Origin of the sequence: Nocardia abscessus (assembly GCF_015477775.1) — a bacterium.
GTDB lineage: Bacteria > Actinomycetota > Actinomycetes > Mycobacteriales > Mycobacteriaceae > Nocardia > Nocardia abscessus_A.
Genome location: NZ_JADLQO010000018.1, coordinates 1 through 23616, shown reverse-complemented (window position 1 = coordinate 23616; position 23616 = coordinate 1). Strand labels below are relative to the sequence as shown.

At 66.3% G+C, this 23616-nt stretch carries 23 protein-coding genes and 2 pseudogenes; 11 read left to right on the top strand and 14 right to left on the bottom strand.

Annotated elements, in window-relative coordinates; genetic code table 11:
* Positions 1-92 precede the first annotated feature (92 nt).
* From IU450_RS32845 to IU450_RS32820, 6 genes are all read right to left on the bottom strand, one after another.
* Positions 93-380 carry a hypothetical protein gene (locus IU450_RS32845; protein ID WP_195153603.1) on the bottom strand — a complete coding sequence of 96 codons (288 nt, stop codon included), beginning with the start codon at positions 378-380 and terminating at the stop codon, positions 93-95.
* Positions 381-584 carry a hypothetical protein gene (locus IU450_RS32840; RefSeq protein ID WP_195153602.1) on the bottom strand — a complete coding sequence of 68 codons (204 nt, stop codon included), beginning with the start codon at positions 582-584 and terminating at the stop codon, positions 381-383.
* Positions 581-1144 carry a hypothetical protein gene (locus IU450_RS32835; protein WP_195153601.1) on the bottom strand — a complete coding sequence of 188 codons (564 nt, stop codon included), beginning with the start codon at positions 1142-1144 and terminating at the stop codon, positions 581-583. The genes IU450_RS32840 and IU450_RS32835 overlap by 4 nt, the downstream gene beginning before the upstream one ends.
* Positions 1145-1220: 76 nt before the next feature.
* Positions 1221-1361 carry a hypothetical protein gene (locus IU450_RS32830; protein ID WP_195153600.1) on the bottom strand — a complete coding sequence of 47 codons (141 nt, stop codon included), beginning with the start codon at positions 1359-1361 and terminating at the stop codon, positions 1221-1223.
* A 69-nt stretch (positions 1362-1430) separates the two neighbouring features.
* Positions 1431-2024 carry a hypothetical protein gene (locus tag IU450_RS32825; protein ID WP_195153599.1) on the bottom strand — a complete coding sequence of 198 codons (594 nt, stop codon included), beginning with the start codon at positions 2022-2024 and terminating at the stop codon, positions 1431-1433.
* A gap of 6 nt (positions 2025-2030) precedes the next feature.
* Positions 2031-2246, bottom strand: coding sequence for a hypothetical protein (locus IU450_RS32820; RefSeq protein ID WP_195153598.1), 216 nt, complete (start codon positions 2244-2246; stop codon positions 2031-2033).
* A 428-nt stretch (positions 2247-2674) separates the two neighbouring features.
* On the opposite strand from IU450_RS32820, the pseudogene IU450_RS32815 reads away from it, so the two are divergent.
* From IU450_RS32815 to IU450_RS32805, 3 genes and pseudogenes are all read left to right on the top strand, one after another.
* A pseudogene (locus tag IU450_RS32815) lies at positions 2675-3608 on the top strand (IS481 family transposase).
* A 424-nt stretch (positions 3609-4032) separates the two neighbouring features.
* Positions 4033-4263 carry a hypothetical protein gene (locus IU450_RS32810; RefSeq protein ID WP_195153597.1) on the top strand — a complete coding sequence of 77 codons (231 nt, stop codon included), beginning with the start codon at positions 4033-4035 and terminating at the stop codon, positions 4261-4263.
* A gap of 729 nt (positions 4264-4992) precedes the next feature.
* A complete protein-coding gene (locus IU450_RS32805) occupies positions 4993-6330 on the top strand; it encodes a hypothetical protein (protein WP_195153596.1) in 1338 nt (445 codons plus the stop codon).
* 28 nt (positions 6331-6358) lie between these two features.
* Here IU450_RS32805 and IU450_RS32800 read toward each other — a convergent pair whose 3' ends face one another.
* The 4 genes from IU450_RS32800 to IU450_RS32785 form a co-directional block, all read right to left on the bottom strand.
* Positions 6359-7774 carry a hypothetical protein gene (locus IU450_RS32800; protein ID WP_195153595.1) on the bottom strand — a complete coding sequence of 472 codons (1416 nt, stop codon included), beginning with the start codon at positions 7772-7774 and terminating at the stop codon, positions 6359-6361.
* 694 nt (positions 7775-8468) lie between these two features.
* Positions 8469-8690, bottom strand: a complete 222-nt coding sequence (locus IU450_RS32795) for a hypothetical protein (RefSeq protein ID WP_195153594.1) — start codon at positions 8688-8690, stop codon at positions 8469-8471.
* Positions 8687-9169, bottom strand: a complete 483-nt coding sequence (locus IU450_RS32790; protein WP_195153593.1) for a DNA-directed RNA polymerase subunit beta — start codon at positions 9167-9169, stop codon at positions 8687-8689. Before IU450_RS32790 ends, IU450_RS32795 begins: the two co-directional genes overlap by 4 nt.
* Entirely contained in the window at positions 9166-9366 is a 201-nt protein-coding gene (locus IU450_RS32785; protein ID WP_195153592.1) for a hypothetical protein, read from the bottom strand. The genes IU450_RS32790 and IU450_RS32785 overlap by 4 nt, the downstream gene beginning before the upstream one ends.
* Before the next feature lie 194 nt (positions 9367-9560).
* Here IU450_RS32785 and IU450_RS32780 point away from each other — a divergent pair, with 194 nt between their 5' ends.
* Complete coding sequence (locus tag IU450_RS32780) at positions 9561-10976, top strand: XRE family transcriptional regulator (protein WP_195153591.1); 1416 nt, start codon at positions 9561-9563, stop codon at positions 10974-10976.
* Here IU450_RS32780 and IU450_RS32775 read toward each other — a convergent pair.
* The 4 genes from IU450_RS32775 to IU450_RS41070 form a co-directional block, all read right to left on the bottom strand.
* Positions 10973-11710, bottom strand: a complete 738-nt coding sequence (locus IU450_RS32775) for an HAD family hydrolase (protein WP_195153590.1) — start codon at positions 11708-11710, stop codon at positions 10973-10975. The two genes, IU450_RS32780 and IU450_RS32775, sit on opposite strands and share 4 nt — an antisense overlap.
* Positions 11711-11771: 61 nt before the next feature.
* The gene (locus IU450_RS32770; protein WP_195153739.1) at positions 11772-12260 is read right to left on the bottom strand and encodes a flavoprotein; all 489 of its coding nucleotides are present in this window, start codon (positions 12258-12260) and stop codon (positions 11772-11774) included.
* Between the two features lie 213 nt (positions 12261-12473).
* Positions 12474-13244, bottom strand: a complete 771-nt coding sequence (locus IU450_RS32765) for a helix-turn-helix domain-containing protein (RefSeq protein ID WP_195153589.1) — start codon at positions 13242-13244, stop codon at positions 12474-12476.
* A gap of 423 nt (positions 13245-13667) precedes the next feature.
* The gene (locus IU450_RS41070; protein ID WP_195153588.1) at positions 13668-14540 is read right to left on the bottom strand and encodes a helix-turn-helix domain-containing protein; all 873 of its coding nucleotides are present in this window, start codon (positions 14538-14540) and stop codon (positions 13668-13670) included.
* 708 nt (positions 14541-15248) lie between these two features.
* Here IU450_RS41070 and IU450_RS32755 point away from each other — a divergent pair.
* From IU450_RS32755 to IU450_RS32725, 7 genes and pseudogenes are all read left to right on the top strand, one after another.
* Entirely contained in the window at positions 15249-16043 is a 795-nt protein-coding gene (locus IU450_RS32755; protein WP_195153587.1) for a hypothetical protein, read from the top strand.
* Positions 16040-17278, top strand: coding sequence for a cutinase family protein (locus tag IU450_RS32750; protein WP_195153586.1), 1239 nt, complete (start codon positions 16040-16042; stop codon positions 17276-17278). Before IU450_RS32755 ends, IU450_RS32750 begins: the two co-directional genes overlap by 4 nt.
* Positions 17275-18423 (top strand): lipase family protein, encoded by a 1149-nt coding sequence (locus IU450_RS32745; RefSeq protein ID WP_195153585.1) that lies wholly within the window; start codon positions 17275-17277, stop codon positions 18421-18423. The genes IU450_RS32750 and IU450_RS32745 overlap by 4 nt, the downstream gene beginning before the upstream one ends.
* Positions 18424-18545: 122 nt before the next feature.
* Positions 18546-19301, top strand: coding sequence for a hypothetical protein (locus tag IU450_RS32740; protein WP_195153584.1), 756 nt, complete (start codon positions 18546-18548; stop codon positions 19299-19301).
* A gap of 70 nt (positions 19302-19371) precedes the next feature.
* Complete coding sequence (locus tag IU450_RS32735) at positions 19372-21201, top strand: BTAD domain-containing putative transcriptional regulator (protein WP_195153583.1); 1830 nt, start codon at positions 19372-19374, stop codon at positions 21199-21201.
* Between the two features lie 743 nt (positions 21202-21944).
* A complete protein-coding gene (locus IU450_RS32730; protein WP_195153582.1) occupies positions 21945-23159 on the top strand; it encodes an AAA family ATPase in 1215 nt (404 codons plus the stop codon).
* A 38-nt stretch (positions 23160-23197) separates the two neighbouring features.
* A pseudogene (locus IU450_RS32725) lies at positions 23198-23616 on the top strand (hypothetical protein); the annotation flags it as partial.

Here is a 23616-nt window from a genome sequence, read left to right as displayed (position 1 = left end):
GATCGGCCGCGCCGCCGCGTACAAACCGAAGTTTCCGCAACGCCCAGTAGCCCGCTCCTCAAACGGAGCGGGCTACGTTGACTGGTGCAGTCCTACTGGTCAGCTACAGCATCGGTGATCACCGGCATCACCTCGGTGTCGTCATCATCATCGCTCCGCCACCGCCGCGGCCTTGCCGGTGGTGATGTACTCGTCGATACTTCGTCACCGAGGTCGTTCGCATCCGACTCCCACGGATTGTCCCGCCCCGGCACATTCCCTATCGCATGCCGCCCTTGCAGCTCCGTCGTCTTCCACCAGTAGCCCAGCCGGAAGCACAGCACGCCGGTGAAGATGATCGAACCGGTCCAGGGAATAGCCAGGAGAAGAGGCGACGTCACTTAGCAGCCGTCCTCGAGCAGCAGTAGATAGGCCGCTTCCAGGTGCACCACGCACCCGTCCGGGTGGTGCTCGCGATGGATGTCCCGCAGCTCCCGCGCCCGCCCCACCGTTAGGTCCAACAGATGCACCTGGCACATCGCCTCCGCCAGCGGGCCATCGGCATACACAAATGTGCTGTCTCCCCGTTTGTTTGATGGTGTCACGTGACATCCTCGCCCCGAGGTCGTCCCACCCTCGGCCGAGACGCCCCCGCCTGCTCTGGCAGCCGGACCCGACCTGCCTGCACATCGGCGACCAGCTGGTCGAACGTCCGGACACAGGCCATCAGCTCGGTCGCGTCTCGCTCGTGATGCTCCGGCTCGTACTGCCGCAGCGCATACAACACGGACTTCCACATCAGCCGTGCCACCCAATCGCCGTACGACGACGGAAGCACCGGAGCGTCAGCCTCGAACACAATCCCGCTGGTGTGCCCACCCGCCTCCCGGTCGATCAGCCAGATCAGCAAGTTGAGCTGTTCATTGACCTCTGCCGAGGCGTTACCGCCATGCTCATGGACATGACGCCACTCGCCATCTAATTCGCGGGCACAGCGCAACAGCGCGGTAGTGGGTTCCTGACCCCCGGCGCACACCCGTAGGAACGGCCCCGCATCCGGCAGCGGTTGTTGGGGCTGCGCGTCGACTGGCGGCACCGTGCAGCCCAGCGGCTGGTTCGTGATCCCGAAAACGACATACGGCGATGGTTGACGTTCAGACGGCAAGGGTGGAGTCCTTTCGCGATTCAGTAAGGAGCTGCGGACGCCGCGAGCCGGGTTAGCCGGTGGGCAGTGCGGCGGTTCAGTCCCAGAGCGCGGCACACGGCAGCGGTGGCAGGTCATCACAGACGTCGTCGTCGACCGTCACCACCAAGTCCGGAAACCCCTGCGCCAGCTCCTCTGCGACGTTCTGCACCTGCTCGGCACTCGCCTGGAAGTCCAAGCTCAGCGCCCCAGATTCGATGTGAATGTGTCGGATTCGCCGTGGCGAGGTGGTTGGCCGCACAGCGCATCACAACCCCGGCGGGATTCGCCGACCCGCATCGATCTCAGCAGCCAGGGCGTCGTAGCCCTCGGACAGTTCCATCAGGCGATGTGCTTCTGGCAGATCACCGACGTCGCCCACGTGGGCGCTGACCACTTCCCAAAGCGCGGCCATCCGAGCCGCGATCTCCCCGATCGACTCCGTATGTACCGGTACAGGCCGGGCATTCCCATCCGGGCCCGCAAGGTGCTTCCCATCCCGCTGACGGCGCGGCAGTCGCTTGCCCACAGCGTCGTCGATGATCGTCACCAGCAGGTCGAGTTCTTCTCGCGCCGAAACCAAAGCCGTCGCAACAGATTGCACTCTTTCGCCCGCGACGGCGCCACTCGCTAGCACCTCGAACGCCAACAGATGCCGCTCCTGGCAGATCACCAAGTCGCTGGCCGGATCCAGGATGTCTGTGGCTGTAATTGGCGTCAATCCAGCGAACGCCGCCAGCAACATCTCGCTCGACGGCAGCGGTTCGACCGGCGCCCATTCCGGCGTCACTTCGGCCGGATCACTACTGCTGGTATCGGGCAGGTGGTCGTCCGGGGAGCCGCTACTCGGCAGTGTGGTCATCGTGGCTCACCGCGGCTTCGTCTCGGATGGCACCACCCGGCGGGCTTGGACGAGGGTGTCGAGGGCGGCGGCCTTGCGTGGGCAGCGCCTCGCCCGGCAGGCAACGTGGTAGCGCATCACCATGTGCGCCTGCGAGATCGTGAACGGCGCTAGGGGCGCTTGATGCGCCGCCTGTCCGGTCCTGGCGATCAATTGATAGATGGCGAGGGAACTGGTGAGCATCGCGCAGTGCTTCTTTCCGGGTCCAAGGCGGCAAAAGTTCGGGTGGTACCCGGCACCGGGGGCTTTCGCCACCGGACCGCCACCCTGGCCGCCGGTGCGCCGCGTGAGGGGTTTGCGGCGTCGGCCCGGTACCGGGTACCGCTTTTCACCCTGGCGCACAGGTGGTTTCGGCTGTAACAGCGCGGTGATGGCGTACTGTGGGCGTAGCGTAGGTATTTGCCCAGGTCAGGCTCAAAAACATAGGCAAAGGCGATGGCACGAGCGCGACAGTGGACCGGCTTCGAAGCCGCCGCACTCCAAGAAGCCATGCGCAAGTCGATCCGTGAGTTCGCCGCACTGCTAGGTCTAAAACTGACGGAGGTTGTTGACAGTTTGGGCTCCTGATACGAAGGAGTCCTGTGCCCGAACGTGTATGGAGTGAGAAGGATCTGGTCCGGCGAGCGAACCGGCGCCTGGCGGTGCTTCGGCATGCCGAGGAGGTCAGCGGCAACGTGGCCGCGACCTGCCGCTACTACGGCATCAGCCGCAACATCTTCTACCGATGGAAGCGCCGCTACGAGGACGAAGGGCTCGACGGGCTCAAGGATCGCTCCAGCGCTCCGCTGCACTGCCCGACCGTCACAGAACCCGAGGTGGTCACCAAGATCATCCACTTGCGCCAGCACTACCACTTCGGTCCGATGAAGATCACGATGTATCTGCAGCGCTACCACGATGTGTCGATCAGCCAGTCCACGGTCTGGCGAATCCTGAAGCGGCTGAACATGAACCGGCTGCCGGCCTCGCAGCGCTACAAACGCCACAAGCAGCGCTGGAAGCGCTATGAGAAGCAGCGCCCCGGCCACCATGTGCAGATCGATGTGAAGTTCATCGAACCGATCACCACCGCGGCCGGGCGGCGCAAGCGCTTCTACCAGTACACCGCCATCGACGACTGCACCCGGCAGGGTGCTGCGCGTCTATCCTCGCTCGGACCAGAAGACCGCGATCCAGTTCCTGGACTACGTCCTGTCCCGGCTGCCGTTCCAGGTCGAGAAGATCCAGACCGATAATGGTGCAGAGTTCCAGTCGGCCTTCCACTGGCACGTGATCGACCAGGGCATCGGCCACACCTACATCAAACCGGCAACCCCGCGCCTCAACGGCAAGGTGGAGCGCTCGCACCGCATCGACGCCGAAGAGTTCTACCGCCTCCTCGACGGTGTCGTCATCGACGACACCGGGTTGTTCAACGACAAGCTCAAGGAATGGGAGGACTACTACAACTTCCACCGCCCACACGGCGGCCTCGCAGGGCAGACACCCTATGAGAGGCTGCTACAGAAGACCCAGGCCCACACTGTCAACGGCCATCGTCAGTAGCACACCGGCATACTCGGCATTGGCAGTGGGGCGGGCTGTGCAGGTGTAGAGGGAAACAACTATGGCGTGGACGGCTTTGGCGTGCTCGCGTTTGGCGAAACCGGTGTTCACGCCAACGGCCGTGGGACCGGAATCCGCGGGATCGGAACCGTAGGAGTGTCCGGCGAAGGCAGAGGAACGTCGGCAGGCGTATACGGCCACAACGTCTACCGCACAGGCCCGGGAGTGCACGGACTGGGCGACACTGGCGTGTTCGGTGTGTCCTCGAAGCAGGGCTACGCCGCGATGGCTGGATGGCACCCCGGGCGTGACGGATTCGGAGTGATCGGAGTCGGTGACACAGGTGCACTGGGCGTCTCATCTAAACCCGGCTACGCCGGCGTGGGGGGAGCCAATACGAGCGAGGGTTTTGGCGTCATTGGGTATGCGGCTGGTGGTGCTGAAACCGCAGGTGTGCTGGGTCGACACGCAGTGCCATTTGGCGCTGGTGTCCGTGGTGAAGGCGCGCCTGGCGTTGTGTGCTCGGCAAAGGGTACAGGCGGCGGTCGACCCACAGGTAGGGTTGCAGGCGTTGTCGGCGAAAGTGACAGCAGCGCAAAGTTATTCGGAACCGGCGTCTATGGCGGCCAGTTCGACGGTACAAGTGCGCAACTGAATCTTGTTCCCGCGGCGACCGTCGGCCGACCCACTGCCGGCAACCACGGCAAGGGAGAGATATTCATGGACAGTGCGGCAACCATGTTCGTGTGCGTGGCCGATGGAACGCCAGGCACATGGGTTCGCGTCGCGACCGAGCCTGCATAGTACGCGGGTTGGAATCCCGCGACGACGTGACCGCGGTGTTCCGGCTGCTCGTCACGGGGTCCCGGTTCTACGACGACTGGCACACCGCAGGCGACGTGCTCAGCGAAGAACTCGTACAGCTCCCGCTCGGAACAACCCTGATCGTCGTCCACGGCGACTGCCCAGACGGGCGACCACGACGACCACCCGGCCTGGATGCGATCGCCGACCGGTGGGCGTGTTCACCGATCATCGCCGCCCGTCACCCCGAATACAGGATCATTCCGGAGCCGCACCCTGCGGCCTGGGAGCGGCCCTGCCATCCGACGTGCCGACACAACCCTCGGTGGAAGAACGGGCGCCGCTACTGCCCGGCCGCGGGCAACCACCGCAACCAGCACATGGTCGACCTCAGGGCGGACAGGTGTATTGCTTACCCTATGGGCGACGGCTGGTCCGGGACAAGGGATTGCAGGCGGCGAGCAGAGGCAACGGGGATCGATGTCGTTTCGTTCGAAGCCCGCTAGCATCGGGTTACCCATGTGCGTGTCGGTCGGGTGACGGCCTACGATGGCAGGCGTCTGTTAGGGGAAGGAACAGGATGCCAATCGATTTCACGGTGCTGCCGAGGGGACAGATGGCGTGGTCTGACCTGGTGGAACACGTGCGCGACACAGGCGACGACTACGAAACCGACTACCTTGAGGTCAAGTCCGACGTCGACCCGAAGACCAACGTGGGCCGCGCGAAGATTGCAAAGTACATCCTCGGGTCGGCAAACCGTTTGCCTGACCTCGCAGAGATGCACTTCGAGGGGCATGGAGTAATGGTGCTCGGGGTTCAGAAAGGTGCCATCCTCGGTGTTCCAACGGTGGACGAGAAGGATCTGAAGAACTACCTGGCCAACTACACCGGCGGCGGAGCCCGGCCTACATGGTGGACTGAGCGTGTCGAAGTTCCTGGAGGCGCAGGCCGGCACGTCCTTATCATCGTCGTCGCGCCGCCGCGGTACGGAGATCCAATCTTCCCTTGCCGCAAAGAGTTCACTGAGCCAGGTGGCAAGCGTCCCTTGCTCCTGAACGGTGGTGTCTACGTCCGGCCTTCCAGCGAAACGCGGGCGGCGAACGCGGCGGAGATCGACTCTCTCTGCCAGCGACTCGTCACAGGACACAAGCCGAAAGCCACTCCGGTCGTAACAGTCAAGGGGAACGTCTACCGATGCCGATGGGACAGTGGCCTGCTGGAAAAGTATATCGAGCATGTACGCGACCGGCTCGGCACACCGACATCGGAAAGGAACATGTTCGGACAGCCTATCGTCACGGATTTTCGTTCTCCTCAAGCCTTCAGCACCGAACTTGAGGAATGGGTGACCGCTCTGCGCAGTGGTTGGTCCGCTATCGTCGACTTTGCGGCCGGAGCGGTCGCCCCACCGCTAGAGATCACGGTATCGAATAGCTCCGGCGAGTACCTGAAGCAGCCGGAGGTGCACCTCTCGGTTGAGGGAGCCATGCTTGTCGTCGATAGCAACTACAATGAGACGTCAGACCTTATAGAGGTATTGCCGGAGTTGCCGAAGAAGTGGGGTGAAGATTTTGCGAGCTTGTTCCCGGGAATCTCATCTGCCCCTCCGTTCGAGTCGCCGGTGTTACCGGCGTCAGATGATGACGGTGTGATTTCGGTTGAAGAATCTGACGACGGCGTGGAGATGTCGTTCACTCTGAGGGATCTGAGAGTTGGGCGCCCGCCTTACCGTTTGGAAACCGAGTTTGTATTGGTTACCGGTCAAGAACCGGGTACCAAGTTCTCGGGAGAATGGACGTTGACAGCGGCCGATCACGGGCACGTTTATGCGGCGGCTGATGTGGTCCTAGAAGTCGTAGACCTCGACCTCACAGATTGGCTTCGGGACGCGCTCAACGAGGCACTGCAAGAATAGGCGGTTTCAGGTTTGCGGCGTGCTGTCGTCACTCTTCTTTCTTGACTGGAGTCTTGAGCTGGCGTTCGAGGAGCTCTGATACGTCGACGTCGACAATGGGGATTCGCGTCTCGCCACGATACGGTGGGCGGCTGTGATCTGCTGCGGAGATCTCCCAAGTTGCAACCAGTTCGGTTATGTCCGGTTCGTAGGTCAGAATGAACACATCGTCTGGTGCGACCACGTGCTTCCCGTGCGCCCTCAAGTCCTCCATTCTGACGCTTAATGTCAGCCCTTGCGGATCGTCACCGTACTGGCCCACTATCTGATCGAATTGGCGCCGCAACCGCGGACGTTCCACCGGAATCAACGAGGCTGCGGCGCGCTCGCTTTCGAGAAAGACGCGTGGCGGAGTGCCGTATTCCCGGGGCGGCTGCGGAACAATCCGGTAGGCATGGAACCGAGACTTGTCGATCGCGTCTTGGGGAAATGTCATTCCTCCGATGTGGACATTGAGATTCGGGCGTCTTAGAGAGACTCCGTTGCTATTCGTGATCGTGAAAGAGACCTGGTATTCGTCTCGGCCGACAACGGCGGCCATTTCCGCTAGAGTCGACCACTCCTCATTGAATTTCGAAACCCATTCGCGTACCTCATTTCTGAACTCTTCGTGCGTGCGGTTGTCGACTCGCAGCGCTGCGTACGCGGTGTGAAACGGAGGTGTAGCTAGGGATTCGTTATAGTGGTCTCCCCATGCCTTGAAATACTTCTTCAAGAAGTCATCGCGCACGGTGACACGGATGGCCTTGCCGTGGACCACAACATCGGGGTCGGCCGGGCGCCCGTTGAGGGCGCGTTCCATCAGATGCTCGATGTCCTTTCCCCGGGCCAACCTCGTTTCGCTGTCGGGTCGGCAGAAGATCCAGCCGTTGTCCGCCAATACCTTCTCGAGCTTGTCGGGTCGAGGACATGCCTGATTCGAGCACTCGCCTTTCTTGGTGCTGGGGACCTTGTGCGCGAACTTCTGGTAGCACACCCTGATCGGGTCGCCCCACTGTGGTGGTGCTACGACGATGATGACAACACGCCGGGCCGGGTCTTTGTCGCCGTCCAGGTAGTGAACCCACCAGTCGATCTTGCCGAGACCGGTGTACGGATCGACTTTAGCGCGAATGTCTTTGCTTTCCAGTGGCTTCTCAAGCCCCTCGGCGCTTCCGTACTTCACTCCGAGCACCATGATCGCGTGCCCGCCCAGGTAGGGTGCCGCATCGTCTGGCATGCGGTTAGCGGCGCCGAGGATGAACCTTGGAATCTTCATGAAGTCAGCGTTGTCCCGCATGTCCAACGCCGACTTCATCTCCAGATAGTGTGTCTCGGAGTAGTCGTCGGTTCGCGTCAACGCATCCACTAAGGCTTGCCATTCGGCTGGATCGGCGGGCAACCGCGAAACGTCGAAATCGAGCATCCTCCCCTGTCTCCTTCCCCTACTGGCCTATCGAGCGAATCTACGCGTCGCGATCCATCCACGTGCCGGTGGCGACAAACCGGTGGTGGACAAGCTCATGTTGTGCAGTATCTATCCGCGCCCCGCCAGCGATCAGCACAAGGCCGCGGTTCCCCTGACGAGATGCTGCCTCGGCCGTTGTAGCCGTGCGGCGAACGCCTGGTACTCGCTTGTTCCGGGACTGTCGGTGCGGCGGGTTTCCTCCCGCTCCACGACCATCGCTCACGCCCGCCGCACTCCCGGCCGGATTCGACGATCTTGCCGATCGCCACGCAGTTTGCTGCGACGCCGCCCGAGACACACAGCAACCGTGCGCCGGTCAGCCAGCGACCGCTTCTGCGCGCGGATTGTCGGCGTCGCCGGTAGCTGTGGCGTAGGCGTTGGTGACAGGCCAGCGCAGCATGACGGGACGGGCCCCACCACGCGCCCTCCTGCGATCTGGCGGGCGGTCTTCGGGCCGGTGGCCAGTGCGCAGATCGCTGCTACTTGAGCTCGGGAGAATCCGCTGCGGTGCATTCGCGAGAACCGTTGCGTCATTGTTCGACTCCCTCATCCCGGGAAATGACCACGGCGGCGGCGTAGGCGCTCAGCTCCAGTTCGACCGGGTGAAATCTCGGAGGCCATTCGGTTGGTCGGGGAATCTTGACGGCGTGGGTCAGGGATGGAGGTATAGGCGTTCGCCGGGCAAGCGCGGCAGTCCGGCGCAGGTTCCGGACTGCACGGTGACGGTTCCGGGGCGACGGGCGGCCACGTCGCAGACGAACACCAGTGCGGCGGTCACACAGGCGACGAATTCCATTCGGACGCTGGAAATCAGGACCGAGAGACGGACGTCGGGTTCGTCCGGGCAGGGTGACTGCTTGCTGTCGGGTGTCATCGCCGAGCCGTTCTCGGTAGGAATGCTCGGGCGCATTCGATCACTACTTCGCCGGAGGGCCGGAAAGTCCCTGTCGCCGGGGAGATCCAGGTGCGGATCATCAGTGGGTCCGGGACGGGGGAGGGCAATGCGATGTCTCCGTCGCGGATGACTACCACCCGGGCGTGCCACAGCTGGGCGATGACGCCAGGGTCGGCGATAGGCCGCATGTCGGCTCGCACCAAGAAGGTCCACATCCCTGCGCGGGGGTGGCCGATGATCGACAGCGGAGCGACACCACGCAGATCGAGGCTGTTCTTGACCTGCTGCGCCAGTCCGGTCGGCATCATCACCGCTCCGACGAGAGACCCAGCCTTAATCGTGATCCGCCCCGTTTGCGGGTCGACCACGGTCGGCAACGAACATATGCGGCGGTAGAACTCGGACCGGCTGTGGGGAGACTCGGTGTACGGCTGCACCGGCGTGCTGATCGGCGTCATCGCAACTCCCCGGACGGCTCAGTAGCCCTGGTCACCCATCCAGCGATCGTCATCGCGTCGAGCTGCCCGACCAGGGTCGACAGTGAGCAGTCGAATGCGCGAGGGATCTCGGTCTCGGCGAGGGCGCCGGCCGACTCGCCCAGCTCGGCCTGCCTCGCCGCGGACGGGAGTGAGTTCGGCTTGTTGCTGCCGTTCATGCGCGGCCTCCCTGATGGCGTTTCCAACGTTGAGGGAAGTCGGATCGGGCGGTTGTGCCTCGGCCTCCCCCGGGAATGGGTTCCTGGTGAAAATCGTGGCGCGCCAGCGGTATCGGAAGGAACCGCGCAGTGTTGGCTTAGCGTAGGCGTACCGTAGGCATTTCCCAGTTCAGGAGCGGGAATAAGGGGGCCGCATGATACGAGCGCGGGAATGGACCGGCTTCGAAGCTGCCGTGTTGCAAGAGGCGATGCGACAACCGATCCGGCAGTTCGCCACGATGCTCGGCGTCGAAAGCACCACGATCAGCAATTGGAAGTCGGGGCTGAGCGCGGTCAAACTCCGCGCGCAGACCCAAGAGATCCTGGACACCGCCTACGCCCAACGCGCCACACCGGAAGACCGGGAACGGTTCGAGCAGATCGTGGCCGAAGGCGAAGCCGCCTGGCGAGCACGTCACCCGAAAGCTGCGCGTAGAAGCAAGGCTGACTCGAACACCAGTGATGTGCCCAGCGCTGACCTGGCCACGGCCCCCGAGTCAGCGTTGGTGAGTACGGACTTTCCGTTGGCCGGGGGCGATGGCTCCTCCGCATCGACAGTTGACGTCGCACCGATCAGCAGCTCGGTGCTGGTCGGGGCCGATCACACGGCAATCGATGTGTTGGACGTGGAAGAGGCTTCGGCACTGATGCGAACGCGCTCGGCGTCAAGTTCTCTCAGCAGTTTCGCTACCGTGACCGATCTGCTGGCCGGTCAGCGCCAGAGTTTGGCACCCGATGCGCTCATCGGCCCGATCGAGGCTCACCGAGATGCTGTCGCGTCATTGTTTCGAGCTGCGAGCGACGATGTGATCAAACGGCGGGCGGGGGCGCTGCTGGGCGAGACATCCGTTGTGGCTAGCCGGGTGTGGAGTGCCATCGGTGACCGGTCGATGGCACTCACCCATGCCGCGTTCGCCCGCAAGCTTGCCGACCAGCTCCAGGACAAGACGTTGGGCGGTATTGCGCGAATCTTCGAGAGCAATCTCCGGTCGGATGCAGCGACGTTGATGAGTTCGGATGGTGACGTTGTCATCGGGCTCCGAGTACTGAATGAGGCAGCTGGCCTCGCTGCCTTCTTGCCATCTGCGGCGCGAGCGCGGATCGGCGCCGAGCAGGCGCAGGCTTACGCCGTGCTAGACCTTCGGGATGAATGCGAGGAAGCCTTGACTCGCGCACAGCGCGCCGCAGAGAGCATCGATGAAGACAACCGCTCCGGCCTGTTCAGCGACTGGAACAGCACCCGTATCCAAGTCTACGTCGGCACCTGCCAGCTCCTCCTCGGGCAACCGAAACGCGCTATCGCCGCCCTTACCGCCGCGCTGGACTCGCCCGAGATGGACAGCCCTAACGTCGCCCTGGCAGCGCGCGTCGACCTCGCCAGCGCATACGCGCTGTCAGGAGAACTGGACGAGGGATGCCGGGTCCTCGGTGAGACCTACGAAGATTTGGCAACCATGGGCAATCGTCGTGGACTCGAACGTGCGCAACGCGCAATCGAGAGGATGGCTCCTTGGCAGAACGAGAAGCCGGTCCTCGCGTTGATGGAGCGAGTAGGCGAAACCTCCGCCTAGCGATCGAGCTTCGCGGCTGATCGGATTGTCTGTGCCGAACGGATAGCTTCGAGTACCTCGTCGGGATCCAGCCGGTCCACGACCGCATCTGGCGAGTGTTCCCACAGCTCCTCGGAGGTGATCCGGTGGGACACCGCAACAACGCCGAATCCGGCGTGCCGAGCGGTGGCAATATCATTCGGCGCATCGCCGATGATGACGGTCCGCGCAGGCTCAATGGGGTGCCGGTACTTCGCCTGATACCGGTCGGCGACGAACGCGGGCAAGTCGAAGCGTTCCCGCGCGTCTGAGCCGAAGGCACCGATTTCGAGGTCGAGGTGGGAGTCCAGGCCCGCCACGGTCAGTTTGAATTCGGCCGATACACGGAGGTTCCCGGTGAGAGCCGTCTGGATGTACCCGTGCTCCGCCAAATTAGCGATAGTTTGCACGGCACCCGGATACGCTGCCTGGTCGCGGGCGAGCTCAGCCTCTCCCTGCCTCATGACCTGCATCAGCACGTCAGCGTACCGGCTGAATCCTTCTTCGGCGGTCTCGCTGGCGACGCCCGAGGCTATGGCCGTGTCCACGACGATGGACTCGTCGGTGTAACCATGTATCCGCGCAGCAGGAAACACGACAGTCGACTCTTCGATGTCGTAGGTCCGGGCTACTGCTCGCCGCAGCCAGCGCAGGTCCGCCGGAATCAGCGTGCCGTCCACATCCCAGATGATCAGCCCTGCCCGTGTCTCAGCCATGTTCATCGATTCTGGCAGACGGTAGCGGACCCTGCAGCGGCCAGCGGTTCACCCGGCACGTTCAACGCCCGCGGCCAAGGAGCGGTCCGGTTTCACCGTCCTCGGTAATGAGGACGAACCGCACACCCCAGCCAGCCAGTCGCTCGCGGGCCTCACGCACGGCGGGGAAGTTCATCTGCTCCTGCTTGGCGTGCGAGATCGCTACGACGGGCAGCCCTCCGCCGACGGCTTCTACCAACAGGGCGAGCGGCAGCCTGTCACCGATACCGGCTGACCGTTTCGCCATCGAGTTCGTCGTCAGCGGTGCTGCGATGATCGCGTCGGCCGGGGGCAGGAGGTCCTCGGTTCCTGGCTGTTCGAACTCCCAGCGCACCGGGTGACCGGTCTGCGCCTCCAAGGCGTCGATATCGAGAAAGTGGACACCGTTCGGCGAGGCGACGACGCACACGTCCCAGCCCTCAGCCTGGGCGAGTTCGACCAGCTCACTCACCGTGTCAGCTGGCGGTGCGCCGGTCACAATCGCATACAGCACCCGAGTTCGGTCAGTCATGAACCGATCATGGCAGTCTGCAGAGGACACTGCCGGGCTACACCATCACTACGCCTACACGCCCCGGGCGAGGTCGCCCAACTCGCCCGGCGGCGCTCCGATGGTACTCGCGGCAGGGCTGCACGGACTTGCGTGCTCCCGGCGGGGCGGTACCGCGGCGAGACCCCTTCGGATACGCAACCATCGGTCTCATTTGTTCCAGTGGTGCCACCGTTAGCGGGCGATGGCGGACGTGTCGTAGAGGCCGTAGGCGAGGAGGACGTGGGGGCAGTCGGGGTAGTCGCTGATCTCGAGGCTGAGTGGGAGGGGCTCGTTGGTGTCGGGTGTGCGCACATGGATCGGTGTCGGGCGGGGTCGGTCGTAGGTGACTTGCATGGGTGTGGATTCCCAGATGCGTGGGAATTCGGGGATGGTTCGCAGTTTGCGGAACAGGGTTCGTGCTCGGGGGAGGTCGCGGTATCGACCAAGTGTTCCGCGCAGGATGGTGACGGTGTAGCGGGCTTCGTTGTCCCAGTTGTCGATGTGCTCGCGGGCGGCGGGGGAGAACATCCACTGGAAGTAGTTGTCGGCCTCGGCGAGGCCGGGCACCATGCGGTGGAATATCCGGTTGCCGTGCAGCACGGTTCGGAGGGGATCGAGGTAGACAGCGAGGGTGTCGCGGGTATCGAGGTGGTCGAGGTGGGCTTGGATGCCCAGGACCGTGAGGCGCTGGCGTAGTTCCTCGGCAGGTGGCAGGTCGCGGGAAGGTTGCCACAGTTCGTGCAGGTGGCGTCGCTGTGAAGGGTCGAGGTCGAAGGCGTCGGCCAGTTTGGTGAAGACACGACGGCCGGGATAGGTCCGATCCCGGATGAGCCGGTGGAGGTAGGAGCTGCTGAAACCGGCATGTTGGGCGGCGGACTCGCGGGACAGATGATGGCGGTGGCGCAGCCATTCCAGCGAGTCGTGGAAGTCGGGCATCCCGTCGAGTGCCGGGGCTTTCCGCATTTCATCTTGCCCGTCTGTGCGGGGGTAGCGCGTGCGCGTTTCCCCCGGCGTGTGAACGACGAGGTGCCTGCTCGGCGGTGTGGTGGCGGGTGGGGGAACTGCTTGTCATTCGGTACTCCTGCTCAGTGGTGCGGGAATTCGGGGCGTGCCGTGTGGGGCGAAAGTCGGGTTGCTGGGTCTGTTGGATCGCACTCGGGATTCCTACTGAAAAGGCGCTCAGCGTGCCGCTCTGGACAGCCGGGCGTTGGCAACGGCGACGCCGATTGCGTCGGCGTTCTCGATGCCTCCGGCTGTGCGCACGTGACCGGACCGCGAGGCCAGGACCGTGCGGGCCTTGTGGCCCTACGGCGCTTATCGGCGGCAACCGGTGCGTTCGTCAGCACGGCGATGCCGGTCGGATTCGTTGGCATCGTGAGCTGCTGTTCATCGGCATCTTCCCTGTCGGCTAACACTGTCGGCCAGACCTGGTCCGTGGTAGGGCTCGTAGTAGCACACGCAGAATCGGACGTCGTGGGAACTCGAGGCGTAGCCGAGATGGATGTGTCCGGAGTACGGCTCGCCGGTGATGGGGTCGCGCAGGTGGACGGGTTCCTCGGGGCGGCGGCCGTAGGCCACCGCGTCGCTGGTGTCCCACGCCTCGCGGAAGGTGGCCGCACCGCGAAGGTCGTGGAAGAGGGCGAGGGCGTGCGGGGTGTCGCGGTGGCGTCCGAGGGCACCGCGCAGGGTCGCGACCAGGAAGGCGGCGGCGCTGTCCCAGTGCACGACGATGGGTTCGGCGGTGGGCGTGGTGGAGCCGGGGTGAAAAAACCACAAGGCGACGTTGTCGCGGAATCCCTCGATGCCGGGCAAGCTCGCGGTGAACCGCTCGTTGGCGAGGACCACATTCCACAGCGGATCGATGTAGGCGCCGGCGATCTCGCTGCGGTCGAGGTAGGTCAGTGTCGCGCGGTGCTCGGGGGTGTCGGTGCGGGTGCGTAGTTCCGCGATCGGCGGCAGAGCGACCGGGGGCTGGGCGAGGTCGCGGGTGTAGCGTTCCTGCGCGCGATCGAGGTCGTAGGCGGTAACGAGGTGGTTCAAAACCGCTGGCGAGCACGCAGCGTCACTGTTCTCGATCTTCTTGAGCATCCCCTTGCTGATGTGAAGGCGATCGGCGGCGCGCGGGCGCGGGAGCTTGCGGCGCTCGCGGATCCGGCGCGCCCAGCCACCGAGGTCAGGTATCTCCGAACAAGACGAACTGGCGCGGTCCTGCTGGCGGCGTCGTCGTCGTGGATTGTGCGGGTTCGTTGTCCGGGTCACGTAAAGCCCCTCCTACTACGGTCTTCCGTACTTCCTTCCACGTGGGGTACGTTGAAAGGTTCTCTCCCCCGAGCTGATTCGTTCCTACCAGAGGAAGATCATCTCGGCAAATATTATTCTCCGTGAGATAGCCGATGATTAGCCATCGGTAGCCGCGCGACGGGCGCGGCGTATTTGCCGTACCCGCACACCGGGTCGCGCGTTCGGGAAGTTTCTCTACTGACACTCGCGTTACCCCTTCCGCTCATCGGCGCAGGCCACCATGTGTAGTCGGAGGGGTAATGGTTGTGGTAGCACATTCCTTACCCCTCGAAAGGGTGGCGCGACAGCGGTTTTCGGGCTGTGATGGTGGGGCAACTGCACCTCCTCCGGTAAAGGAATAATTGTGGACCCATACACCATCCTGTCGCTGCTCGACGCAGGCGCATCGCTGGTCTCGAATGTGCTGTCGGTCGCCTCGCAGGCATTGAGCCTGGTCCTGTCGTTCGTCTGATCAGCCATGCCATTCCTCTGACATGAGGAATACGGCGACGGGTCCCCCGGCTGCGGTCGGCGGCCGGGGAATCCGTCGTTTCTCGCGCGTTGTCACGCGCATTTTCTGATCTTTTCCTCTCCTTTCTCATTCGATCGAAAGGGTTATTTGTCGTGCCCGAAAACGGGAATACATCCCTCGCGTACGGGGGTCGGCTGCTGTGGGGTGGCCGTGTGTTGGCTGTCGGCGCTGTGCCGGTGGTGATGATGCTGGCCGCGCCGCACGCCAGTGCTGTGACGCTGGATCCGATCGCCGACCAGCCCGGAGTCACCGCCCCGGTCCAGCCCGGAACCGCTGCCCCCGCCCCGCCCCCACCGCCGGATCTGCCGCCGCCCGAACCCGCTGTGTATCCGCAACAGCCTCCCGAGGTCCGCAACGGCCCGGTCCCGCGCCCGGCGCCTCCACCTGCTCCCGCGCCGCCGGTGCAGGTGGTCGAGCTGCACTCACCGGAACCGGTGCCTCCGGTAGCGCCGATCGAGGCCCCGCCGGACACGATCCGAATCGGCCAGTGGGAGAGGCCGTCACCGGACTGGGTGCCTCCGGAGGTCCGTGACGGTGTCAACACCACCGCCGCGAACCTGGAAGCGCAGGCTGCGACGTTCCTGGACTCGATCGGGATCCCGGCGGGTCGTTCTGATCGGGTGGCCGGTGCGACGATCGCCGGGGCGGGGGCCGGTGGTGCGATCGGAGGCGCACTGGCGGGTGCACCGGCGGCGGCAGCGGGCGCGGTCGCGGGCGGGCTGGCCGGTGGCACGATCGGCGGTATCGCCGGTGCCGCTCTGGGCACCGTGGTGACCGTGCCGGTCATCGGCACGATCACCTCCGGTGTGGCCGGTACCGCGCTGGGCGCGGCAGCGGGCGCTGTCGCGGGCGCGATCGTGGCCGGTGTTCCCGCCGCCGTGGTCGGCGCGCTGGCCGGTGGCACGGTGGGCGCGGGGTTCGGTGCCGGAGTGGGGGTGGGCCAGCCGTGACCGGTCTCCGTCTCCTCACCGCCACCGTGCTGGCGGCCTGCACGAGCGCGCTGTGCACGCCGGGCTCGGTGTCGGCGCAGCCTCCCTCGACCGGGCCGGGCTGCCCTGTGCTGTGGGTCCTCGGGGTGCAGGGCACCGGCGAGTCCTCGCCAGGCGCATCCCCGATCGCCGACACCGGGATGCTCGGATTCCTGCTCGGCCCGGTGGTGGCCGCTGTCCCGGATCTGGTGGCGCGCACCTACATCGCCTATCCCGCCGGGTTCGGTGGCGCGGTCGGGACCGGCGGCGGCCCCGACTCCTACGCGGCCTCAGTGGGCGAGGGCCTGGTCGCGCTCACGGCCACTGCCGCCCGGATCGCCGCCGACTGCCCCGCCACCGCCCTGGCTGTGGTCGGGTATTCCCAGGGTGCGCAGGTGGTGTCGGAGTTCGCGCGAGCTGTCGGCGCGGGCGAGGGACCTGTCCCGCCCGAGCGGGTGGCGGGTATCGCGCTTTACTCCGATCCCGATCGCGCCCCGGGATCTCCGGTGATCCCCGGCCGTCTTGGTCAGCACACCCCCGACCCCGCCCCCGGCACCACGGGGGCGGCGGTGTCGGGAGTGGCGATCACCACCGCCCCGGCATCCGGCGGCGGCATCGCCACCGGCGAGGGTGTCGAGTACGGGGCGTTGACCGGGCGGGTGGCCGATATCTGTGTCGAGGGTGACTTGAGTTGCTCGGCACCCGATCGCGCCGCCCTGTTGCGGGTGGCCGCCCAGGTCGCTGCCCAGGCGGATCTGCGTGATCCGGTGGCCGCGCTCGGCTCGGTCCAGGCGCTGCTGTCGGGTGTGCTCGGTGACGCTTGGACCACCGTGGTGAACAGCGACTTCCGAATCGGACCCGGCGTCGTCGATTACGTGCCCGCGGCGAGTCTGGCCGACCGGCTCACCGACGCCTCCGACCCCCGCACTCCACGTCCCGGTCCGGACGAGACGGCTGCCGCGACGGCGCGGTGGGGACAGATCACCGGGGTGGTGGCCTCCGACCCGGTCGGGCAGTTGCCGAAACTGGCAGGGCAGTTGTCCGCTGTGTGGGGCCAGCTGGTCGGCGACAACGCCGACCTACTCGATCCGGCGGTATGGCTCCGCTACGCCGACATACACGGCCGCCACACCGGCTACGCCGCCGCCGGACAGCTCGCCAGCGGCATCGCGTGGCTGACCGCACTCGCCCACGATCTGGCCGGGAGCCACCCATGACCACCGACAGCAACGACTTCTACAACGTTACGACCCTCGATGGCTACCGCCCCGGGGACCTGGTGCGCACACGGCCGGTGTTTGTCGCGCAGCTGAGCGAGGCGCGGGGGGCGTGGCAGGTCGTCTACGCCACGGCCAACGCCCGCTCCGAAACCATTGCGGCCTCGGGGATCGTGCTAATCCCTGAGACCATCGCGGTCCCGGGCGCGACCGCGATCCTGGTGTACTGCCCTGAGTTTCGCGGCCTGGGCGGGGTCTGTGCGCCGTCGCAACTGCTGGCGATCGGTGCCGAACCCGACACCACCGGTATCGAGGCCGCCCTTGCGCGAGGCTGGGTGGTGGCGATCCCGGACGGGGAGGGCCTGGGCATCGCCGGAGGCGGCCCGCACACCTTCCTCGCCGCCCGCGCCGGAGCCCGGAGCGTGCTGGACCTCGCGCGAGCGGTGTATCGGGGCGCGGATCTCGGTGTCGCGGTCGCGCCGGTGGTGGCCTGGGGATACGCCGATGGCGGGCGCGTGGTCGCCGCCGCCGGGGAACTGCAGCCGTGGTACGCGCCGGAGCTGGACCTGTGTGGTATCGCCGCCGGAGCCGTGGCCTCCGACCTCGCCGCCCTGGCACCGGCGTTCACCCGCGGCGAGGCCACGGGCCTCGGGCTCGCCGCCCTGGTCGGCCTTGCCCGCGCTTATGAGCACCTGCCGCTGCGTCACGTGCTGTCGGAGGACGGGGCGCGCGCTGTCGAGCAGGCTCAGCACCTCACCGCCGCTGAACTGCTGCAACAGTTCCCGCAGCCGGTGGCGCACTGGTGCCGTCGTCCCGATCCCTGGAACGATCATTGGTGGCGGCGGGTACTGGCGATGGAGACCCTCGCCCACACCCGCCACGGGATGCCGTTGCACCTCTACCACGGTGGGCTGGATGCCATCGTTCCCGTGTCGGCGGGACGTCGCACCCTCATGGCCTACCGCCAACGCGGCACTCAGGTCAGCTGGCGCGAGTACGAGAGCGGCCACCGCGATACGGCGGCCACCGCGACCAGGGATGTCCTCGCCAGACTCGGCGAGGACATCGCAGGCCGGCGGGGCTCGCGAGGCGACGGGACGATCGGCGGCGAAGGCGAGCACCGCGAGCACGCGAGCCGCCGATGACCGTTTTCCCAAGACGGCCCTGCCCGCACCTGGCCTCGCCCGGTGCGGGCAGGGCCGCGTGGCGGCACGCCAACATGGGCGAATCATTCAGTCCGAGAAAGATTTCCGAGGTGGTGAGGTGCATGAACTATCACAAGGAGCCCGAATCCGGTGAGGACGACCGGTGGGCCTGGCTCGACCAACCCCGCACGGGACCGGACCTGCGTCTGGTGCCCAGCCCCGACCCCGGTCTCGATTCCGAGACCGGGGCCGAGCCGGGTTCGCGAATCTCGATGCGGCGGGACCGCTGGCTGGTCGCGGTGGCGCAGACTCCTGACGCGCCCGACACGGGCGTAGGGGTGCTGGGGCGCATCAATGCCCGCGAACGGGTGTCGTGGCGCGTGTGGGCAGCGTTGGCGGCCAGCGTGGCTGTGATGATCGGTCTGGTCGCCGTAGGGGCCAGTGATACACGCGATGCCGGTGATCGGCTCTCGGCCACGGCGCTCCCGCCGAGTGCCACGTCGGCGGCTGAGGGGGCGTGCACCGGGCTGTCGGGGACGACGGTCACCGACCGTCGCGCAGATACCACCGCGACCGTGGCGGGGGTGATCGCGGCGTTCGAGGCGGCCTACTACATCGATCGCAGCGCCGAGGCCGCGATGCGGCTGCTCGCACCCGAGTCCGGTATCGCCGCCGATGGACTCGCCGCGGGGATCGCCTCGATCCCGGCGGGCGCGACCCATTGCGTTGCCGTAACCCCGATCTCGGAGTCGACCGCGAACGTGCACGTGGTCGAGCTGCGCCCGGACCGGCAACGGATGGACTACCTCCAGCTCATCAACACCCGCCCCGGCGAGGGCGGTGGGCTGCTCATCAGCAACGTCCAGAGGCAAGGATGACCACCACCCAGGCCCCCGTCCGCCGACCACTGCCGCGCGATCGGGTCGCAGCGGGCACGAGGATGCCCTCATGAGCGCCGCAGAGCCGGTTGCGGGCTCGCAGGCGCCGCTATTGATCGCCCTCGCGGGCCTGAGCCCACGCGCCGGAACCACCACAACCACCCTCGCCCTCGCCCACACCTGGCCCGGCCCAGAACCCGCGCTGATCGTGGAAGCCGACCCCGCAGGCGGGCAGCTCGCCGAAATGGTCGGCGCTGACCCGTATCTGGGCTTAGCGAGCCTTGCCCGGATCACCGCTCCCGGCGAGCCGATCGACCCGGAACGCCTGGCTCAGCACGTGCAGTTCCTGCCCGGCGGGGAGGCGCTACTGGCCGCGCCACCGCACCGCGACGCCGACCGAGCCTTTCCGGCCGCCGCGCTGCTGGCCGGTCCACAGGCGAGCTGGGCCGCCCTGGGGGCGACGGTGCTCGCAGATTGCGGTGTCCCCGAGCCGGATTCGGTCCCAGACCCGGTCCTGGCCGCCGCCGATGCCTGCCTGGTCGTCGTGCGCGCCGAGCACAGCGACCCCGAGCTGGCCGCCCGCAGCATCCGTTCACTCACACGCCACAGCCGCCACCGGGGAATCGTGCTCGTCGGTGCCAGTGCCCGCGGCGAGTTCGCTGCCGCCCTCGGGCTCCCGCTGCTGGGTACCGTGCCCTCCAACCGGGCCGGTTCCGAGGCGCTGCTACACGGCAGCCGCGCGCCGCGCCGCCGCCCGCACCTGATCCCGGCAGCCCGCCGCATCGCTATGGCACTGGACCTCCAGCTCCGCGCGCCTGCCCGCCGCGACCGGCTCGCGCCGCCGCCCACGCGCCCTACCGCCCGCCAAGATCGCCCGACCCGCCACCAGGCCAGCCCGCCGAGGATCTACCCCCTCGAACAGGCGCCTGCGCCCTCACCCCACCCGCGCGCACCCGAGCCTGCGGTCGAGGAACTCGCCGATGCTCTCGCGCTCCCGCTCGTCGCCGAGCCCGCCCTCAGCAGCGGGGCCGAGGATGCCGGCCAGCACGGCGAGAACGACCTCGCGACAGCGCCCGAGTCCGGCGTCGACCCCGAGCCCACGGACTCCCCACGTGCCGACCCGTCCCAGGAGGCTGCGCCTGCCCTGGCGTTGCGGATCTTCGGGCCGACGCGGATCTTCTGGCGCGGCTCCGATGGCGTTGAGAGCGTGGAGATCACGAGACCGTTGCAGCCCCGCAGCCGGGAGCTGCTGGCTGTGCTCGCCCTGCACCCGGACGGGCTATCCCGATCCCAGTTGATCGACATGCTGTGGGGCGAGCGTCGCCCACGGGATCGGGGCACCAGCGCACTCGCCAACACCTTGAGCCGATTGCGCACCTCCATCAGTACCGCCACCGGCGGGCAGATCACCGGCCTGCTCGCCGACGACCGGCTGCACTACCGCCTCTCGGGCATGTTGGTCAGCGTCGACTACTGGGACTTCAACGCCGCCGTCGCCGAACGCCGCCGTGCCAGCAGCGACACCGACCAGGCCGCCGCCGCCCGCCGTATCGCCGACCTCGCCACCAGCGAACTGGCCAGCGACCTCACCGACACGTGGGTGGAAGCTCTGCGCGAATCGGCCCGACGCAACGCCCTCAATGCATTGAGCTGGCTGGCCACCCGCAACACCGAAAGCGACCCCCGCACCACCCTGGGCCTGCTCGAGACAACGGTCGAGAGCGACCCCTACAACGAAACCGTCTGGCAAGACATTCTCCGCCTGCACGCCCGCCTCGGCGAATACGCCGCCCTCACACGCACCTACTCACTCCTGACACACGCACTCGCCGAAATCGGCCAGACCCCCAGCCCCGAAACCAGGCAGCTCCTGGAACAGCTCCGCCGCACCACGAAATAGAGACGATCCAGCCCCAGGCATTCCCTGTTCGACGTTTGACGATCAATCCACGAATTTAATTGCTACGATAGCGGAAACGACTTGAAATGACGTGTGGCGAAATCCCCGATGCCGCCCCTCACTGGCCGAAAATGGCACGCCTTCTCGCTGCTATCAATTGATTTGTGCGCCGGGTCGATGGTTCGAGTGCGCTGGGTGGCTCGATGAAAATCGATCCGTGCATCGTTCGAGGGCTAGGTTCCGTGCGCTATTCGGTGGGTAGGTCAAATTGACCTACCCCTGCCCGTCGAACCCGCAGGTCAAGGCGGAGATATCCGTGTGGATATCAGCGTGGATTGTCTATACGCAAAGCCGTATAGACATGCGTCGCCGGTCTCGTCCGTGGCTCTCCCGGCCTCTGGCCTGTGTCCTTATTCTGCTGCTGCTCACCGTTCTATTCGCCTCCTTTTCTCATTCTTTTTTTCTAATGATCGCTTATTCGGTTCGCATGTTCGGCCGCCTGTCGCTGCCCGAGGCTATCGACGTGCGCGTTTCATTTTCATATTGCACTGCTGGACTCGCCGTTGTCCGGAAAAATTCCTGAAATTCGCACACTTTTTAGGGTTGTGAGGCTGTTCCAGGTCGAGCTAGCGTCGACCCCGTTCCCGGAATTCGCCGGGAAATTCGCAGAAATCCGAATGGCGGCCACGCCGCACGTATGCCGAAAACCGGCGCGAATTCGGAACGGAATTGCAGGAGTCGCAATGCCCACCACACCCGCCACCGCCCCCGCCACTACCGCTGCACCGGCCGCCGGTCGCCTGCCCAACGGCGAACTCCGGCGCATGGTTGCCGCCGCGCTGGCCGCCGACCCGGCCCGCGAACAGTCCCCGCGTGAGATTGCCAACGGGCTCGGCCGGTCCTCCGGCGCGGTCGGCAACGCGCTGGAATCGCTGACCGCCGCCGGGCACGCCGAACGCACCTCGGCGGCCCCGCGCCGCTACCGCGCCACCGCCACCACGGCCACCGCCGCCGCCCCAGCACCGGCTGCGCCTGCCATCCCGGCAGCCCCGGCCGCCAGTAAGGCGGCGAAACCGGCCCGCCGCCGGGCCAAGAAGAACACCACTTCGGCCGCTACTCCCGCCTCGGCCGCGCCTGTCAACACCCCGGCGGCTCCGGCCCGCACGGGTAACACGGTGGCCCGGCCGAACGGGCAGGACTACCACGTGCGGAAGTTGGCCGGGCGCGCCGATGTGGATGTGTTGCGGACCATGCGCGCGGCCGAGGTGCCGGTGTTGCTGTACGGCCCGCCCGGCACCGGTAAGACCTCGCTCATCGAGGCCGCCTACGGGGACCTGTTGACGGTGCAGGGCGACGGGGACACCACGGTCGCCGACTTCGTGGGGGAGTACACCCAAACCCCGGACGGGCGTTTCGTTTTCATGGACGGCCCGCTGGTGCGGGCGATGAAAGAGGGCCGGGTGCTGTTCATCGATGACGCGACCCTCATCTCGCCAACCGTGCTGGCGGCGGTGTATCCCGCGATGGACGGGCGCAAAGAGCTGGTGGTCAAAGCTACCGGCGAGGTGGTCAAGGCCGAGCCCGGTTTCTTCGTGGTGGCCGGGCACAACCCCGGCGTGCACGGGGCCATCCTGTCCGACGCGTTGAGCTCGCGGTTCGCGTTCCAGGTGCGGGTGGTCAGCGACCTCGACCTGGCCACCCAGCTCGGGGTGGAACGGCGCGCGGTCAAGGTGGCGCGCGAGCTGGCCGCCCGACAGGCCAAGGGGGAGGTCGGGTGGGCCCCGCAGCTGCGCGAGCTGTTGGCGTTCCGCAAGATCGCCGCCGCCACCGACCCCGACACCGCCATTGCCAACCTCCTCGGGGCCGCCCCGGAAGAGGACCGCGAGGTGGTGGCCGCCGTGGTGAGAACCGTGTGCGGCACCAGCCACACGCCCCTGGCCCTCGGCCCCCGCCTCTAACCCCGCCGCGCCCCTGCACACGAAAGGTATTGCCCGCCATGACCGGCCACGTGATCACCACCCCCACCTCCGCCGCGCCCGCTACCCAGGGCACCGGCACCGCCCCCGCCGCGCCTGCCACACCCGCCCCGGCATCGGTACCGGTCACCGGGGGATGGGCCACCCTCTCCGCCGCGATGACCGCCGAGGTCCCGCCGATCGCGGACCGTGACGACCTGACCGTGAGCATCGCCCCCGGCGCGGCGTACGGGCACCCGGCGGTGTTCGTGCCGGAAGCGGCGGCCATCGAACTCGACGGTTCCCGCCTGAAAATCGACCCGGCCGACGCGCACCCGGCCACCAACAGCGACCGCAACAACTACCCGGCGGTGTGGGGTGCGCTGGTACACGAGTGCGCGCACGCCAAACACTCGGTATGGCAGCCGCCGCTGCTGGCCCACCCCGAGGTCGTCACGGC